Genomic DNA, 16,353 nt, shown 5'->3' on the forward strand with positions numbered 1-16,353 from the left:
CTCGGGCACCCGGCCCACCTTTCCGCGGCCGGCGCCCCGGGTGCCGGCCGGGCGGCTCAGGCGGGCGGGCGGCGTAGGACGGTGACCGCGAAGTCGGCGTCCTCCCGCCACGGGCGCAGGTCCCAGGTGGCGAAGCGATGCTCCAGCCGCAGCCCGGCGGCGACCGCGTCGGCGTCGAAGTCGGTCAGCGGGTAGCCCCGGTCGGTGCCGAAGCCGACCACCACGATGCCGTCCGGGCGCACGTGGGCGGCGACCCGGGTCAGCACCGCCGGTTCGGTGCCGGGCGCGACGAACGCCAGCACGTTGCCGGCGATCACCGCCGCGTCGAACGGCTCCGCCTCGCCCTGCGCGGCGAGGTCCAGCTCGGCCAGGTCGCCGACCAGCCAGCGCGGCCCGGGGTGGTCGGCGCGGGCGGCCTCCACCAGGGCCGGGTCGGCGTCCACCCCGACCACGGAGTGTCCCCGGACGGCCAGCGCCGCGCCCACCCGTCCGGTGCCGCTGCCCGCGTCCAGGATGCGGGAGCCCGGCGGCACCATGGCGTCCAGCAGCCGCGCCTCACCGGCCAGGTCCGCTCCCTCGGCGGCGAGGCGGCGGAACCGGTCGATGTACCACTGCGAGTGCCCGGGCTTCGTGTCGGTCACCCAACGGGTCGGCTTGCTCATGGGGCCACCGTAACCGGATCTTCCGCGCCGGGAGCCGGATGGGGTAGCCGGCCGCCGCCCTGCGCGAACCAGGCACGATGCGCGGTGGCCGTCCGGCGTGGGGATCAGGTCAGCGCGAGGAACGTGCCGGCGGCGAGTGGGACCCCCGCCGTGACGCCCGCGATGACCTGCGGCCAGGTGTGGTCGCGCAGCCGGACCCGGGACCAGGCGACCGCGGCCACCAGCAGCCAGGCGGCGTGCAGGGCCGGACCGAAGAGCAGCACCAGCACGGTGGTGGACGCGGCGATCACCGCGGCGTGCACGCTGAGCTTCCACCAGTGGTTCACGGCGGTGACCGCAGCGCCCACCACGAAGATCACGACGATGACGGCGAACAGCTCCGCCGGGGCGTGCAGCGCGGCCAGCAGGGCCATCCCGACCGCCACGGAGACCAGGCCGGTGAGCAGCGGACGGGCCCGCTGGGTGCGGTCGCCGATGTGCCGGTCGGTGAGCCGGCCCCGGCGCACCCCGTGAATGATCACGCCGACCGGGATGACCGCGCAGAAGAGCAGCGCCGTGCCGCCCCAGAGCAGGAGGTCGCGCGCTGTGTCACTGACCCGGGCGGCGGCCATCAGCGGCAGGGCGGTCACCAGGACGCCCGGCGCGAGCACCTCGGTGAGCAGGCGGGCCAGCCGCCGGCTCGCCGACCGGTCCCCGTCGATCGTGGTCGTGCGCACCGGGTCATCCTGGGGTCACCTCTCGTTCAAGGTCAAGTTCAGCCCTTCTCGGCGCCGCTGGTGAGCCCCTCGGTGAGCAGCCGCTCGCTGGCGAAGAAGAGGATCACGATGGGGAGGGTGAGGATCACCGATCCCGCCATCAGCACGGTCTTCGGCACCTCGACGCCGTCGGAGAGCAGCGACAGCCCGAGCGACACCGTCCACCGGTTGGGCTTGTCCACCAGGAAGAGCAGGGCGAACAGGAACTCGTTCCAGGCGATCATGAAGTCGTAGAGGGCGACCGCCATGATCGACGGTGCCGCGAGGGGCAGGCTGACCCGGCGGATGATGCCGAGCCGGCCGGCGCCGTCGATGGCCGCGGACTCCTCCAGGCTGACCGGGATCGTCTCGAAGTAGTTCTTCAGCATGTAGACCGAGACCGGCAGGGTCTGCGAGATGTAGACCAACACCAGCCCGAACAGCGAGCCGCGCAGCCCGACGCGGGTGAAGACCACGAAGAGCGGGATGGCGATGACGATGGACGGGAAGAGGTAGACGGCGAGGAAGAGGGCGTTGACCTGCCGGCGGCCGAAGAACCGCAGCCGGGCCACCGCGTACGCGCCGGGGATGGCGACCACCAGGGTCAGCGCCGTGGCGGCCAGCGCCACCAGCCCGCTGTTGCGGATGAAGGTGAGGAAACCCTGGCCGCCGTCCTCGGCGGCCTTGAGCACCTCGGCGTACGTGGCGACGGTGAACTCGCTGACCGGCACCCACAGCGAGCCGGGATCGAGCAGCAAGCGCTCGATGGGACGCACCGAGAGCACCAGCATGTACCAGAAGGGCAGCACGGTGACGACCAGGAAGGCGGCGATCACCAGCCGGCGCAGCCAGCGCAGGCTGACCGTCTCGAGCCGGTCCCGGTCCATCACGCCTCCCTGCGTGCGGTGAAGAAGCGCAGATAGATCGCGACGAACGCGATCAGCACCACGGCCAGCACGACCGCCTGTGCCGCCGCGGCCCCGACGTCGGTACGCGCGGTGAGGAACTGGTAGACCCGGACGCTGACCACCTCGGTGCCGGCCGAACCGCCGGTGAGCAGGTAGACGTCGTCGAACTTGTTGAAGGTCATGATGAACCGGAGCACCGCCAGCAGCACGATCACCGGCATCAGCTGGGGCAGCAGAATGTGCCGGAAGCGCTGAGTCGGGGTGGCCCCGTCGACCCGGGCCGCCTCCTCCAGGTCCACGGGGACGGCCTGCAGCCGGGCGAGCAGGAACAGGAACGCGAACGGGAAGTACCGCCACGCCTCGAACGCGATGACCGTCCACAGCGCGGTCGAGTCCTGGGACAGGAACGGGATCGGCGCGTCCCAGCCGAGGAACCGCTGCCCCCAGTCGTTGACGATGCCGAGCTGCGGGTCGAGCATCACCTGCCAGACGAAGGCCACCGCGACCACCGGCGCCACGTACGGCAGCAGCATCGACGCCCGCACCAGTGTGCGCCCGCGGAACGGCCGGCGGACGACCAGCGCGGCGACCACGCCGATCACGATCGACCCGAAGGTCCCGCCGAGGCTGTAGAGCAGGGTGGTCCAGAGCGTTTCGGCGAACCCGGGGGTGTGCAGCACCCGGTCGAAGTTGCTCAGGGTGAACTCGCCGAAGAGCCCGCTCCGGCGCAGGGTGGCCAGGCGTACCCGCTGGAAGGCCAGCACCACGGTCCAGACGATCGGGATGCCGATCACCGCGGCCACCACGAGCAGGGTCGGGGCGACCAGCGCGAGCCCGGCGCGGGACTCGCGCCGGCGCAGGGTCAGTGGCCGGCGCCGGGGGCCGGGCCGCTCCCGGGCGGGGGAGCGGCGGCCTCCGGGGCGGTGGTGGTCAATTGACGCCCTTCTTGATCGCCTCGACGTCCTTCTTCGCCCGCGCGGCGGCCGCGGCGGCGTCGGACTTGCCGCCGACCACGTCGGCGAGCGCCTTCGGCACGGGCAGCTCGCCGAGGATCGCGCCGACCAGCTTGCCCTGGCCCTGCGGCAGGCCCCAGCGCTGGAAGGTGTCCGGGCTCTTGCGCAGGGTGGCGAGGACGTCGTCGCCGTACACGGCGGAGAGCGGCTTCTTGGCGTCCACGCCGGCGTGGCTGGTGTTCCAGGCGGTGAGGAACTTCTCCTTGTCGTCCGCGGTGCCCTTGCGGGCCGGGAACCGGCCTTCGGGAGACATGCCGAACCAGCGCGGATAGCCGTCGGAGAGCAGGTACTCCACGAACGACTTGGCCGAACCGGCCGCGGCGCCGTCGAGCACCGCCCACGAGCTGATCTCGCCGTACTGGGCCGGTTCGGCGCCGTTGGGTCCCTTGATCGCGGTGACGAAGCCGCTGTTCTTGGCCAGGAACGTCGGGTCCTGCTGGCACTGCGGACAGGTCGGCTTGGCGTCGTTGCGCAGCCCGGCCAGCTCGTCGAGGATGAACGGCGACCAGATCAGCATCGCGGCCTTGCCGGCGAAGTAGGTGGCCCGGGTGGTGTCCACGTCCTGGGCACCCTTGACCGAGTGGTTGCGCATCAGGTCGCCGTAGAAGCGGAACGCCTCGACGCACTCGGGTGAGTCGAGCTTGACCGCGCCGGAGTCGTCGGTGAGCTGACAGTTGTTGGCCAGCGCGAGGTGCTCGAAGGTCTGCTGGGTGAAGACGTCGCCGGGGGCGGTCGCCGCGGTGATGCCGGCGACGCCGCCGGTGTTGAGCTTCGCCGCGGCGGCGGCGATCTTCTCGTACGTGTCGGGGGCGGGCAGGCCGGCGGCGGCGAAGAGGTCCTTGCGGTAGACGAGGAGCTGGCCCCACCCGTCACTGGGGACGGAGAGCTGCTTCCCGCCGTCGGAGGTCAGCTCCAGCGCGCGGGGGGAGAAGGTGTCCCGGCCGAGCTTGTCGACGATCTCGGCATTGGCGGACTCGTGCAGCAGTTGGTTGCCGGCGAGGGTCTGGATGCCGGCGAGGGAGACGGAGCCGACCACGTCGGGCAGCTTGCCGGCGGCGGCGCTGGAGGCGATGAGGGAGGGGAACTGGTCCTCGTTGACGGTGACCAGGTTGACCTTGACGCCGGTCTTGGCGGTGAAGTCGCTGATGATCGCCTTGGTGGCGGTGACCCGGTCGGCCACGTCCTCCAGGCTCCACACCGTTATCTCTGAACTGTCGGCTTTCGGCTCGTCGTCGCTGCAGGCCACCATTCCTGTCCCGGCAACTGCCATGATCAGGGTGGCGGCGAACATCCGCATCGAGGGTGATGACATCGGTGGCACTCCTCTCGAAGGGTACATCAGGTATTCAACGCCCTCGATTGATCAATTACAAGACATATGCTGATATTTTGTTTTAGAATCGAGCCCGGCACTTCCCTCGGAGCGACGCCATGCCCAACTGGGTTGTCTCTCTGGCCGGGCCCCGGCGCGTCAGCCTCGAGCCCTGCCCCGCAGATCCACTCGGCCCGGGCCAGGTGCGCGTCCGCACCTGCTACTCCGGCATCTCGGCTGGCACCGAGCTGACCCTCTACCGCGGCAGCAATCCCCGGCTCAGCAAGGACTGGGACGACGCCAGCCGGATGTTCGTGCCCCGCCAGGCGCCCGCCGCCTACCCCGTCGTCGGCTTCGGCTACGAGGAGGTCGGCGAGATCGTCGAGGTCGCCGCCGACGTCGCCGACCGGCGTCCCGGGCAGGTCGTCTGGGGCATCTGGGGACACCGGGCCGAGGCCGTCGTGGCCTCCGGCACGGTCCAGCCGCTGGCGGCCGGGCTCGACCTGCTCACCGCCGTCTTCGCCCGTCCCGGCGCGATCGCCCTCACCGCGGTGCTCGCCGGCGACCTGCACCTCGGCGACTGGGTGGGGGTCTTCGGCCAGGGGGTGATCGGCCTGCTCGGCACCCGGCTGGCCGCCCTCTCCGGCGCCCGGGTGGTCGCGGTCGACCGGGTGCCCGCCCGGCTGGACTTCGCCACCCGCTTCGGCGCCCGTCGGGTCGTCGACGCCGCCGTCGACTCCGCCGCCGCCGTGCTCCGCGGGGCCACCGACGGTCGCGGCGCCGACGTCTGCCTGGAGCTGTCCGGGTCGTACCCGGCGCTGCACGAGGCGATCCGCGCCACCACCCACGCCGGCCGCGTCGTGGCCGCCGGCTTCTACCAGGGGTACGCCCTCGGGCTGGGACTCGGCGAGGAGTTCCACCACAACCGGATCCAGCTGGTGGCGGCCCAGGTCTCCGGGCCCACCCCGGCACCCGGCACGGCCGGCCGGTGGACCGGGCCCCGGATCGCCCACACCTTCATGGACCTGGTGGCCGAGGGCAGCGTCGACCCGCTGCCGCTGGTGAGCCACGTCGTCGACGCGGGCGCGGTGGCCGACGCGCTCGCGTTGCTCGACCGCGGTGACGGTGACGTCCTCCAAGTCGTGCTGAGGTTCTGAATGGCCATTCCACTCGCCTGCCAGGAGCAGCTGCTCCCGGGCGCCAGCCTGTCCGACAAGTTCGCCCTCGCCAGCACGCTCGGCTACCAGGCCATCGAGCTGCGCGGCCGCGGTGACCTCGCGTTCGCCCGGCGGCTGCCGGAGCTGCGCCGGGCCCGCGCCGAGGGCGTGCCCATGCCCACCGTCTGCGTCGAGATGGACCACTTCATCGGCGACTTCGACCCGGACCGCTCCCGGGACGCGGTGCGCAACCTGCGCTCCCAGCTCTCGGTCATCGCCGAACTCGGCGGGATCGGCGCGATGACCCCGGCCGCCTGGGGGATGTTCTCCCGGCGGCTGCCGCCCTTCGAGCCGCCCCGCTCGCCCGACGGCGACCGGCAGGTCCTCGTCGACGCCCTCGGCGAGCTGGGCGAGCACGCCCGGGCCGAGGGGGTCACCCTCTTCCTGGAGCCCCTCAACCGGTACGAGGACCACATGGTCAACCGGCTCGGCGAGGCGGTCGCTCTCTGCGCGGCCGTCGGCCTGCCCTCGGTCCGGGTGGTCGCCGACACCTTCCACATGAACATCGAGGAGGACGACGTGCACGCGGCGCTGCGCGCCGCCGCGCCGTACCTCGGGCACGTGCAGGTCAGCGACTCCAACCGGTACCAGCCCGGGGCCGGGCACCTGGACTGGCCGGCGCTGCTGCGGACCCTGCACGACATCGATTACCGGGGCTGGCTGGCGGTGGAGTGCCGGCTGCGCGGCGAGCCCCTCGCCGCCCTCCGGCAGGCCGCGACGGTGCTCACGCACGCCCAGCCGTGGCAGGCGGCGGCATGAGCGCCGGGCCGGCCGGTGGAACCGGCGCCGCCGCCGGACTGGACGCCACGGCGGGTGGCCCCGACGGCGACCCGTCACCGGGGTGGGACGGCGCCGAGCGGGCGGCCGGGTTGCGCCGGTTGGCCGTCGCCACCCTCGACGGCAACTGGGAGCACGACCACACCGTGCCCTCGCGCACCCTCTACCCGCACCAGTGGAGCTGGGACTCGGCGTTCATCGCCGTCGGGCTGGCCCACGTCCGACCGGAGCGGGCGTGGCGGGAGCTGCGGACGCTCTTCGCCGCCCAGTGGGCCGACGGGCGGGTTCCGCACATCGTGTTCAACCCGGCGCTGCGGGTCGGGTCGTACTTTCCGGGGCCGGAGTTCTGGGACTCGGCCCGTGCCGACGGCGCCCCGGCTTCCAGCACATCGGGGATCGTCCAACCGCCGGTGCACGCCCCGGCGGCGTGGCTGATCCACCGTCGGGCCCCGTCCGAGGCGTCGGTGCGGGCCCTGCGCTGGCTCTATCCGCGGCTGGTCGCCCAGCAGCGGTACCTGACCGGCCGGCGGGACGTGGGCGGCGCCGGGCTGGCCTGCCTGGTGCACCCGTGGGAGTCGGGGCTGGACAACAGCCGGCCTGGGACGCCCCGATGGCGGGGTGCCCGCCGACGCCGCCGTGATGCGGGCGTACCGGCGGCACGACACCGCGCACGCCGACGCCGCGCACCGCCCCACGGACCTGGACTACGCGCGCTACGTCGCGATCGTCGCGTCGTATCGGGAGGGCCGCTACGGCGACGACGGGCTGGCCGGGCGGCATCCCTTCCTGGTGGAGTGTCCGCTGCTCAACGCGGCACTGGGGGTGGCCGAGCAGGCGCTGGCCCGGATCGCGGCGGTGGTCGGCGCCGACCCGGGGCCGCACCGGGAGCGGGCAGCCCGGATCACCGCGACCCTGGTGGACCGGCTGTACGACCCGACCACCGGCACCTTCCACCCGCGCGACCTGCGCACCGACCGGCTGATCCCGGCCCGGACGGTGCTCGGGCTGATGCCGCTGATCCTGCCGGACCTGCCGGCCCGGCAGGTGCGGGCGGTGCTGACCGAGGCGTGCTCGCCCCGGTTCGGCCTGGAGTCCCGGATGGACCGCCCGCTGCCCACCCACGACCGCACCGCGCCGGACTTCGAACCGTTGCGCTACTGGCGTGGCCCGAGCTGGCTGAACACGAGCTGGCTGCTCTGGCGGGGACTGCTCACCCACCGCCGGCCCGACCTGGCCGCCGGGCTGCGGGAGTCGATGCTCGGGCTGGTCGCCCGCAGCGGCTGCCACGAGTACTTCCACCCGGATACCGGCGCCGGGCTCGGCTCCCCGGCGTTCAGTTGGACCGCGTCGCTGGCGCTCGACGCCCTCGCCGAGGGGTGAGCCGGCGTCGGCCCGGGGCGACCCCGGCGGGCAGGCGCCTCAGTCGATCCCAGGCCGGTGGTGGCGCCGGCCCGCAGGGAAGCCATCGGCTCGCAGCGGCGGTTCAGCCGCTAGACGTGCACCAATGGCTCTGCCCGCTCTCGCCGGCAGTCCGGGCAGGTAGGACTTACGGCTTCCGCTCGGCGACGTAAGAACCGCGAGCCGGCAGCGTCACGACCAGACCGCGCTCCCGAAGCAGACGGACAGCCGCTCGGACAGTTCCGCGGCTGACGCCGTGCTCCTGCTGTAGATGGGTCTCGCTCGGGACCGGCTGGCGGGGTTTGAGTTTCCCGTCCTCGATCTGCTTGGCGAGGAGGTCTGCGAGCTGGATGTAGAGCGCCACCGGGGACATCTCGTCAACCATGAGCCGAACCTTATGGACGCGCAGCCTGAGCAGGCCGTAGGGTACGGGCTAGACGTATAGAACGGGCTGTACGAGTAGAACGAGATGGATTACCTTCGGTAGGCGTCCGCAAACCCCCAGCCAGGAGGAATCTCATGAGGCTCTGGCCGTTCAACCGCCGTCCGGGACCGGTCGACCGGACCGGCCCTGCGACCGCCTACCCGAACCGTTCCGGCGCCTTCGGTCCGGAGGCCCTCTCCGAGGTCCAGCCCCGCCGCAACAACGGCCGTCCGCACTACTGGGCAATCGAGCCGACTATGGAGTACCAACGGGCCCCGCTGCTTACCCTCGGCCAGCAGTACCGCTTTCCGGGTCGGGCCGAGCGATGGGGGAGGAGTTGCTGACGCGAGTTCCCTTCGCCGTCGTCCTCGCCTCGTACTGCATCGAGTTCCACGAGCGGAACCTGTGCGCAAAGTGCAACGACTCCGGATGTCCCCGGCTCGATGACGCCGCGTTCACCCTCGACCGCTACCGCGCCGATCGGTTGGAGCGGTACCGCCTCCGTCGAGCGCAGTAAGGGATCTCTGTCTTCGGAATCATTAGAGTCGCGTTGGTTGATCAAGGAGGGATGTCCGGAGGAATGCTTTTGCTCAGGGTGCAGCCGCCCGCCGACGGTCGTCGGCGGGCGGCGCTGACCGGGTCAGGCGGTGGGGCGCAGTTCGGCGAGGAGCTGATCCACCCGGGTGCGGATCTCGTCGCGGATCGGGCGTACGGCCTCGACGCCCTTGCCGGCGGGGTCTTCGAGCTTCCAGTCCTCGTACCGCTTGCCCGGGAAGACGGGGCAGGCGTCACCACAGCCCATGGTCACGATGACGTCCGAGGACTCCGCCGTCTCGTATTCGAGGAGCTTGGGGGTCTGGTCGGTGATGTCGATGCCGACCTCGGCCATGGCTTCGACGGCGGCGGGGTTGACCGTCTCGGCGGGCGCCGAGCCGGCGGAGCGCACCTCGACGGCGTCGCCGGCGAGGTGGCGCAGCCAGCCGGCGGCCATCTGGGAGCGGCCGGCGTTGTGCACGCAGACGAACAGCACGCTGGGCTTGTCGGACATCAAAAGCCTTCCTGGCAGTACGGGTCGCAGGGCCGGTTCACCGGCGCCTCCGAGTGGGCGGTGGGCAGAGACCGGCGGGGGTCGCTGTTGCGGTCGAGCAGCCGGTAGCGCCCGGCCGGACGCGGCGGATTGAGCAGGGCGGGATAGGACCTGTCCGCGCCACGGTGCGCCGGGTTGGTGCTCATGCGCGATTGTCGAGCGCCGGGTCGCGCTCGTCGGTAGGCACGACCACCTGGTCGGCGGCTTCCCCAGCGTCGGGGTAGAGCGCGGCCAGGAGACCGACGCCCAGGGTGAGGCCGACGAGTTGCGCGATGACGAAGCCGGGAACGGAGGCGGGGGCGATGCCGGCGAAGGTGTCGGTGAAAGCGCGACCGATGGTCACCGCGGGGTTGGCGAACGAGGTCGACGAGGTGAACCAGTACGCGGCGCCGATGTAGGCGCCGACCGCGGCCGGCGCGACCGCGGCGCGGCCGGCGCGGGCGAGGGCGAAGATCAGCAGGATCAGGCCGGCGGTGGCGACAACCTCGCCGAGCCAGAGGTGCCCCGCGGCGCGGTCCTTGCCCGAGAAGTCGACGGCGGCCAGGTCGAACATCAGGTTGGCCAGGATCGAACCCCCGATCGCGCCGGCGACCTGGGCCATGACGTAGCCGCCGAGGTCGCGGCTGGTCAGCCCGGTGCCGGCGCGCCGGCCGAGGAACCAGTCCGCGGCGGAGACGACGGGATTGAAGTGGGCGCCGGAGACCGGGCCGAAGATCAGGATCAGGGCGCCCAGCGCGAGCGCGGTGGCGATCGAGTTCTCCAGCAGTTGGAGCCCGACGTCGCCGGGGGAGAGCGTGGTGGCCATGATGCCGGAGCCGACCACGGCGGTGACCAGCAGGGCGGTGCCGGTGAACTCGGCCAGCAGGCGCCGCCAAAGTGCGATGGTCATCAGTCTGTTCTCTCCCCTTGCAGCGAGGTTGCGGGCCGCGTGTCGGCCCGGCGGGTGGTCCAACGGGTGGCGGGAACGTGCAGTTCGTCGAGGAGCCGGCGGACGGCCCAGGCCACCGCCTGATCGCCGGCGAGGTAGGTGAAGAAGCCGAGCGCCAACTGGGACCGCCCGGCGTTGTGCGTGGCGGCGAGGCGGGTGGCGGCGGTGCGCAGGGCGAGCTGCTGGTCGACGGAGAGGTCTTCACGCAGGTGCCGGCTGGTGTCAGTCATGACGGTCTCCCGAATTGATGACGGGGGCGAGCCGGTCGACGCGGGCGGCGAGGTCGGTGAAGGCGGCCTCGAACGCGGCGTCGGTGTCGACACGGACCGGGTCGGGCACCGACCAGTGCAGCCGGGGCCGGACCGGGCGGGTGAGTTCCTCGTGGGCGTTGTCGCAGACCGCGATCACCAGGTCCCCGTCGTGCGCGACCTGGGTGATGTGGGCGGTGCCGGTGGGGTCGAGCTGGAGTCCGTGGCGGTGGGCCACGGCGACGGCGCGGGGGTGGACCCGGGACGCCGGCTTCGTGCCCGCGGAGGCGGCTGGCGTGCCGGCCCGGCTCGTCCACAGCGCGGCGGCGAGCTGGGAGCGGGCGGAGTTGCGGGTGCAGACGAACACCACCCGGCCGACGTCGGTCAGCGGGGGCGGAGTCAGCGTGGCCAGCGCCTCGGGTCGCAGGCGGAGGTAGGTGCGGCGGCGGTCGCCCTCGGACCGGGCGCGGACGACCAGGCCGGCTTCGGTGAGGACCTTGACGTGGTGGGCGACCAGGTTGGTGGGCATGCCCAGGTCGTGGGCGATCTCGCCGGGCGAGGCGTCGCCGAGGGTGAGCGCGTCCACGATCGCCAGCCGCGCCGGGTCGCCGAGCGCGGCGTGGATCCGGGCGCGCTCCTGCAGGGAGGCAAGCTCAATGACCATTGACTCAACTATCACTGAGTGATTGTGAAACTGTCAAGCGGAACTGAGTCGGTGGCACTGAGCGGCGCGGTCAGCAGCAGGCGGCCAGGTATGGCTGCACGGCGCGGTGCGCCGGCCGCGGCTCACGCAGCAGCTGCCGGTTCGACGGTGAGCAGTGCGGCGAGCTGGCGCAGGATGGCCGGCCGGGCCCGGTAGTACACCCAGGTACCCCGCCGCTCGGCGTCGACGAGGCCTGCCTCGCGCAGCGTCTTCAGGTGATGGGAGATGGTCGGCCCGGTCAGGTCGAACGCGGGGGTCAGGTCGCAGACGCATGCCTCCCCGCCCTCGGCGGACGCGATCATCGACATCAATTGCAGCCGCACCGGGTCGCCGAGCGCCTTGAACGCGGGCGCGAGGACGGCGGCGGTCTCGGCCGGCACCCGGCGCTGCGCCAGCGGCGGGCAGCACGGCGTGTCGGCGGTGAGGTCGATGACGGGAAGCGACGCCGCCTGCTTTGACATGCCTTTAGGTTGACAGGTGTCTAAGCAACGTGCAACTCTCTGATTCGACGGACGTCAAGACAGGCGCCGTGGGAAGGGGGTCGTCATGTTCGGCAAGGCTCGGCGGTCAGCGGCAGCCCAGGCGGGAGTTACCGTCTGCCTCGCGGCACCCGCACCCGCTACACTTCCATCGTCGATCGGCGATAAACGATAGAAGGAGGCCGGTGTGGACGAGCTGCTCGACCGGGCGACCGCACAGACGTACGCGTCATGGTTCCGGGCCCTCGCGGACCCGACCCGGGTGCAGATCGTCGAGTACCTCGCCCGCCACGCCCGACCGATGAGCGTCGGGGAGATCGTCGCCGCGGTCGGCCTGGCGCAGTCCACCGTCTCCCAGCACCTGAAGATCCTCACCGAGGTGCGGTTCGTCCTCGTCGAGCCGGTCGGAACGGCCCGCCACTACCGCATCAACGACGCCTGCGTCGGCTGCTTCCCCTCCGCCGCCGACGTCGTCATGGGCCGACCCGCCCCCAACCCGAACGGAGCCTGCTGATGGCCGACCTCACCGTCCGTCCCATGACGGCCGACGACGCCGAGCGGGTCCTGGCGATCTACCAGGCCGGCCTCGACGGCGGACACGCCAGCTTCGAGACGACCGCACCCACCTGGGCGGCGTTCGACGCCGGGAAGCTGCCCGCGCACCGCTTCGTGGCGGTCGACAGGGACGACATCGTGGTCGGCTGGATCGCTGTCTCGCCGACCTCGGCCCGCGCGGTCTACGCCGGCGTGGTGGAGCACTCGGTCTACGTCGACCCCGCCGTCCAGGGGCGCGGCGCGGCCCGGCTGCTGCTGGACACGCTCATCGCCTCCACCGAGGCGGCCGGCATCTGGACCATCCAGTCCGGCATCTTCCCCGAGAACACCGCCAGCCTCAGCCTCCACGAGCGGGCCGGCTTCCGGGTCATCGGCGTCCGCGAACGGGTCGGCCGCCACCACGGCCGGTGGCGCGACGTCGTCCTCCTCGAGCGGCGCAGCCCCGTCATCACCTGACCAGCCCTGGCCCCAGCAGCCGGGCCGTCGTCCACCTACTTGATTCGACAGTTTTCAACACAGAGGAGTTGTCTGATGAGCACTCTGAACGAGCTGCCCGTCGTGGTGATCGGCGCCGGCCCGGTAGGCCTGGCCGCCGCCGCGCACCTGCACGAGCGCGGCCTCCCCTTCACCGTCCTCGAAGCCGGCGACACCGCCGCGCGGCGGTGCGGCAGTGGGGGCACGTGCGGGTGTTCTCCCCGTGGCGGTACAACATCGACCCGGCCGCCCGCCGGATCCTGGACGAGGCCGGCTGGATCGCCCCCGACCTGGAGGCCCTGCCCACCGGCGCGGAGCTGGTTGCCGACTACCTCCAGCCTCTCGCGGAGCTGCCGCAGCTCAAGCCGCACCTGCGCTACGGCGCTCGGGTCGAGGCGATCAGCCGCCTGGGCATGGACCGCCTGCGCACCGCCGGCCGCGACGCCACGCCGTTCCTGATCCGACTCGCCGACGGCGACGAGGTGCTCGCCCAGGCCGTCATCGACGCCTCCGGCACGTGGGGCACCCCGAACGTCCTCGGCGCGTCCGGCCTGCCCGCTCGGGGCGAGGGCGACGTGGCGGCGTACCTGGAGCACGCGCTTCCGGACGTCCTCGGCGCGGACCGGGACGCGTTCGCCGGCCGGCACACCCTGGTCGTCGGCGCCGGCCACTCGGCGGCGAATACCCTGCTCTCCCTGGCGGAGCTGGCAGCCGACGAGCCGGGCACCGAGGTGACCTGGGCGATCCGGACCACCTCACCGGTGCGCACCTACGGAGGCGGCGACGCTGACGCCCTCCCGGCGCGGGGTGCGCTCGGCTCCCGGCTGCGCGAGCACGTCGACGCCGGCCGGATCCGGCTGCTCACCGGCTTCTCCGTGCACGCTCTCACCCCCACCGACGGTCGCGTCGCGGTGGTCGTGCGGCACGCCGATGGCAGCGAAGAGTCCATCACCGTGGACCGGATCGTCGCGGCCACCGGCTTCCGGCCGGACCACTCCATCGCCGCTGAGCTGCGGCTGGACCTCGACCCGGTCATGGGCGCCACCCGCGCCCTCGCGCCGCTGATCGACCCGAACGAGCACTCCTGCGGCACCGTGCCCCCGCACGGCGTGGACGAGCTCGCCCACCCCGAGCCGGGCTACTACGCCGTCGGCATGAAGAGCTACGGCCGGGCACCGACGTTCCTCATGGCCACCGGCTACGAGCAGGTCCGCTCCGTCGTCGCGGCCCTCGCTGGCGACTGGGACGCCGCCCGCGACGTGCAGCTCGACCTGCCCGAGACCGGGGTGTGCAACAGCAACCGCGCCGACTCCGCGACCGGCGAGAGCTGCTGCGGGCCGGCCCCGACCGCGGACCCGGCAGCGCGCGGGCTCGCCACCGGCATCTCCGGTGGCCTGCTGTCCGCGCCGCTCGGCCCGATCACCCTCGACGCCGCCCCCGCCGGCGGCCAGACCGGCGGCTGCTGCGGCGGCTGATGCTTGCCACCACGACGGTGCCCGCCGGCCCCACGGTCGGCGGGCACCACGCCCACGGCTGGCACATCGTCGCCGCCCTCGCCGTCACCTCCACCGTCGGCTACGGCACCCTTTACTACGCCTACGCGATTCTGCTGAACCCGATGGCCGCCAGCATCGGCGCGTCCACCACCGCCGTCACCGGCGCGCTCACCGCGTCGGTCCTCTCCGGAGCCCTGATGGCCATCCCGGTGGGCCGGTGGCTCGACCACCACGGCGGTCGCGCGCTGATGACCGTCGGTTCGCTCACCGCCACCGCCCTGCTCGTGGCCTGGTCCCAGGTTCACACCATCGGTCAGCTCTACGCCGTCATGATCGGCATCGGGATCACCGGCGCGATGGTGCTCTACGAGCCGGCCTTCGCCGTCATCGTCTCCTGGTTCACCCCGGACCGACGCGCCACGGCCCTGCTGGTGGTCACGATCGTGGCCGGGTTCGCCAGCACCATCTTCATGCCGCTGACCGGCCTCCTGATCGAACACCTCGGCTGGCGCGGCGCGCTACTCGTCCTCGCCGTCATCCACGGCCTGGTCACCGTGCCCCTGCACGCGCTCACCATCCGCCGGCCCCGGTCGGCAGCGACGACGGCGCCCGGCGGCCCGGCACCGCCGGACCACGCCCAGCGGCCCGCGGTCGTCAGGGCCGCGATGCGGGACGCCCGGTTCTGGATCCTGGCCGGAACCTTCGTCGCCCACGGCGCGGCCACCAGCACCATGACCGTCCACCTCGTCGGCTACCTGGTCAGCCGCGGCCACCCCGCCACCTTCGCCGCCACCGCCGCCGGCCTGCTCGGCGTCCTGTCGGTCACCGGCAGACTCGTCCTCACCGGCGCCCGCCGACGCCTCCGTGTCACCACCATCGTGGCCGCCGTCTTCGCCACTCAGGCCACCGCCGTCCTCGCGATGCCCCTGCTCGCCGGCACCCGCGCCGGGGCCGTCATCGGGATCGTCGGCTTCGGACTGGGCTTCGGCGTCGCCAGCCTCGCCACGCCGGCCCTGCTCGCCGATCGCTACGGCACCACCGCGTACGCGAGCATCGCCGGCCGGATGGCGGCGTCCGTCACGGTCGCCAAGGCGACCGCGCCCCTCGGCGCGGCTGCCGTACTGTTCTCGGCCGGCGGCTACCGGCTCCTGCTCGGCGTGGTCGCCGGCTGTTGTGCGATCGCCGCCGTCGGCATGCTCATCCGCGTGGGACCGGCGGTTTGCCGGACCGGCTCGACCTCGACGCGGGTGTCGTGGAACGTCGGGCCGCCACCCAGATCGGTGACAGTGGGCAGGCGCCGGAATGGGTGGCGCGGGACATGGCACGGATGCTACCGATCCGCCCGGCGTCGCGCCGTTCTACAGTTGGCCGCGGTTCCCCAGCAGACAAGGAGTGCCGTGCCCGAGATCGACAAGGTGGCCTGGATTCGCATCGAGGACGGCTGCGTCCTCAGCACCCGCTCCCGGGGCAAGGACGTCTGGTACCTGCCGGGCGGCAAGCGGGAGGCCGGCGAGACCGACCTGGACACTCTGGGCCGGGAGATCGCCGAGGAGTTGGGCGTCGTGGTGGTGCGGGAGTCGGCCGTCCACGTCGGGACCTTCTCCGCGCAGGCGCACGGGCACGCGGCCGGCACCGTGGTCCGGATGACCTGTTACGCCGCCGACTACCGGGGCGAGCTGCGCCCGGAGAGCGAGATCGAGGAGTTGGCCTGGCTCGGTTACGCCGACCGGCACCGGGTCTCCCCGGTGGACCAGCTCATCTTCGACCGGCTTCGGGCCGAGGGCACGCTCCGCTGACGGTCAGCCCGGCAACAGCCGGGCCAGGGCGCGCAGCGCCGCGCGTAACGCCGCGTCGTCGGCGCTGAGACTGACCCGTAGGCCGGGCGCGGTCCCGCGCCGGGCGGCGAACTCGTCGGTGCCGGCGACCGCGACGCCCCGG

Annotated in this window: 19 protein-coding genes and 3 pseudogenes; 10 read left to right on the plus strand and 12 right to left on the minus strand. The window is 72.6% G+C overall.

Translation table 11 applies throughout. From position 1 onward, the window contains the following. Positions 1–56 precede the first annotated feature (56 nt). From JNW87_RS20840 to JNW87_RS20860, 5 genes are all read right to left on the minus strand, one after another. Positions 57–662 carry a bifunctional 2-polyprenyl-6-hydroxyphenol methylase/3-demethylubiquinol 3-O-methyltransferase UbiG gene (locus tag JNW87_RS20840; protein ID WP_238454236.1) on the minus strand — a complete coding sequence of 202 codons (606 nt, stop codon included), beginning with the start codon at positions 660–662 and terminating at the stop codon, positions 57–59. A gap of 104 nt (positions 663–766) precedes the next feature. Then, positions 767–1,378: a phosphatase PAP2 family protein gene (locus tag JNW87_RS20845; RefSeq protein WP_201749470.1), complete on the minus strand. Its 612-nt coding sequence runs from the start codon at positions 1,376–1,378 to the stop codon at positions 767–769. A 38-nt stretch (positions 1,379–1,416) separates the two neighbouring features. Next, complete coding sequence (locus tag JNW87_RS20850) at positions 1,417–2,283, minus strand: carbohydrate ABC transporter permease (RefSeq protein ID WP_109800195.1); 867 nt, start codon at positions 2,281–2,283, stop codon at positions 1,417–1,419. Then, positions 2,283–3,107 carry a carbohydrate ABC transporter permease gene (locus JNW87_RS20855; RefSeq protein WP_238454237.1) on the minus strand — a complete coding sequence of 275 codons (825 nt, stop codon included), beginning with the start codon at positions 3,105–3,107 and terminating at the stop codon, positions 2,283–2,285. Before JNW87_RS20855 ends, JNW87_RS20850 begins: the two co-directional genes overlap by 1 nt. Before the next feature lie 127 nt (positions 3,108–3,234). Continuing rightward, the gene (locus JNW87_RS20860) at positions 3,235–4,629 is read right to left on the minus strand and encodes an ABC transporter substrate-binding protein (RefSeq protein ID WP_109800197.1); all 1,395 of its coding nucleotides are present in this window, start codon (positions 4,627–4,629) and stop codon (positions 3,235–3,237) included. 203 nt (positions 4,630–4,832) lie between these two features. On the opposite strand from JNW87_RS20860, the gene JNW87_RS20865 reads away from it, so the two are divergent. From JNW87_RS20865 to JNW87_RS20880, 4 genes and pseudogenes are all read left to right on the plus strand, one after another. Next, positions 4,833–5,786 (plus strand): zinc-binding alcohol dehydrogenase, encoded by a 954-nt coding sequence (locus tag JNW87_RS20865; protein WP_238454238.1) that lies wholly within the window; start codon positions 4,833–4,835, stop codon positions 5,784–5,786. Then, positions 5,787–6,605, plus strand: coding sequence for a sugar phosphate isomerase/epimerase family protein (locus JNW87_RS20870; RefSeq protein ID WP_109800199.1), 819 nt, complete (start codon positions 5,787–5,789; stop codon positions 6,603–6,605). Beyond that, a pseudogene (locus JNW87_RS41605) lies at positions 6,602–7,165 on the plus strand (hypothetical protein); the annotation flags it as partial. The gene JNW87_RS20870 and the pseudogene JNW87_RS41605, both read left to right, overlap by 4 nt. 76 nt (positions 7,166–7,241) lie before the next feature. After that, on the plus strand, positions 7,242–8,003 hold the full coding sequence (locus JNW87_RS20880; protein WP_238454240.1) for a hypothetical protein: 762 nt from the start codon (positions 7,242–7,244) through the stop codon (positions 8,001–8,003). A gap of 166 nt (positions 8,004–8,169) precedes the next feature. Here JNW87_RS20880 and JNW87_RS20885 read toward each other — a convergent pair whose 3' ends face one another. After that, positions 8,170–8,406 carry a winged helix-turn-helix domain-containing protein gene (locus JNW87_RS20885; RefSeq protein ID WP_109800200.1) on the minus strand — a complete coding sequence of 79 codons (237 nt, stop codon included), beginning with the start codon at positions 8,404–8,406 and terminating at the stop codon, positions 8,170–8,172. A gap of 364 nt (positions 8,407–8,770) precedes the next feature. Here JNW87_RS20885 and JNW87_RS20890 point away from each other — a divergent pair, with 364 nt between their 5' ends. After that, positions 8,771–8,962 (plus strand): hypothetical protein, encoded by a 192-nt coding sequence (locus tag JNW87_RS20890; protein ID WP_109800201.1) that lies wholly within the window; start codon positions 8,771–8,773, stop codon positions 8,960–8,962. Between the two features lie 123 nt (positions 8,963–9,085). Here the strand turns inward: JNW87_RS20890 and JNW87_RS20895 are convergent, their stop codons facing one another. The 6 genes from JNW87_RS20895 to JNW87_RS20920 form a co-directional block, all read right to left on the minus strand. Next, positions 9,086–9,493, minus strand: coding sequence for an arsenate reductase ArsC (locus tag JNW87_RS20895; RefSeq protein WP_109800202.1), 408 nt, complete (start codon positions 9,491–9,493; stop codon positions 9,086–9,088). Then, positions 9,493–9,678: a hypothetical protein gene (locus JNW87_RS20900; RefSeq protein WP_109800203.1), complete on the minus strand. Its 186-nt coding sequence runs from the start codon at positions 9,676–9,678 to the stop codon at positions 9,493–9,495. Before JNW87_RS20900 ends, JNW87_RS20895 begins: the two co-directional genes overlap by 1 nt. Beyond that, positions 9,675–10,421 carry an MIP/aquaporin family protein gene (locus JNW87_RS20905; RefSeq protein ID WP_109800204.1) on the minus strand — a complete coding sequence of 249 codons (747 nt, stop codon included), beginning with the start codon at positions 10,419–10,421 and terminating at the stop codon, positions 9,675–9,677. Before JNW87_RS20905 ends, JNW87_RS20900 begins: the two co-directional genes overlap by 4 nt. Then, positions 10,421–10,690, minus strand: a complete 270-nt coding sequence (locus JNW87_RS20910) for a hypothetical protein (protein WP_109800205.1) — start codon at positions 10,688–10,690, stop codon at positions 10,421–10,423. Before JNW87_RS20910 ends, JNW87_RS20905 begins: the two co-directional genes overlap by 1 nt. Beyond that, complete coding sequence (locus JNW87_RS20915; protein WP_109800206.1) at positions 10,683–11,372, minus strand: helix-turn-helix domain-containing protein; 690 nt, start codon at positions 11,370–11,372, stop codon at positions 10,683–10,685. Before JNW87_RS20915 ends, JNW87_RS20910 begins: the two co-directional genes overlap by 8 nt. Before the next feature lie 122 nt (positions 11,373–11,494). Continuing rightward, a complete protein-coding gene (locus JNW87_RS20920; protein WP_091619929.1) occupies positions 11,495–11,872 on the minus strand; it encodes a metalloregulator ArsR/SmtB family transcription factor in 378 nt (125 codons plus the stop codon). 205 nt (positions 11,873–12,077) lie between these two features. On the opposite strand from JNW87_RS20920, the gene JNW87_RS20925 reads away from it, so the two are divergent. From JNW87_RS20925 to JNW87_RS20945, 5 genes and pseudogenes are all read left to right on the plus strand, one after another. Next, a complete protein-coding gene (locus JNW87_RS20925) occupies positions 12,078–12,404 on the plus strand; it encodes a metalloregulator ArsR/SmtB family transcription factor (protein ID WP_109800207.1) in 327 nt (108 codons plus the stop codon). Further along, positions 12,404–12,901, plus strand: a complete 498-nt coding sequence (locus JNW87_RS20930) for a GNAT family N-acetyltransferase (protein WP_109800208.1) — start codon at positions 12,404–12,406, stop codon at positions 12,899–12,901. Before JNW87_RS20925 ends, JNW87_RS20930 begins: the two co-directional genes overlap by 1 nt. A gap of 75 nt (positions 12,902–12,976) precedes the next feature. Next, positions 12,977–14,394 (plus strand): annotated as a pseudogene (locus tag JNW87_RS20935) (FAD-dependent oxidoreductase). After that, positions 14,394–15,503: pseudogene (locus JNW87_RS20940) on the plus strand (MFS transporter); the annotation flags it as partial. The pseudogenes JNW87_RS20935 and JNW87_RS20940, both read left to right, overlap by 1 nt. A 309-nt stretch (positions 15,504–15,812) precedes the next feature. Continuing rightward, positions 15,813–16,211: an NUDIX domain-containing protein gene (locus tag JNW87_RS20945; protein WP_109800213.1), complete on the plus strand. Its 399-nt coding sequence runs from the start codon at positions 15,813–15,815 to the stop codon at positions 16,209–16,211. Positions 16,212–16,353: the final 142 nt, after the last annotated feature.

This window comes from Micromonospora sp. ATA51, from assembly GCF_016802855.1.
Classification (GTDB): Bacteria; Actinomycetota; Actinomycetes; order Mycobacteriales; family Micromonosporaceae; genus Micromonospora; species Micromonospora sicca.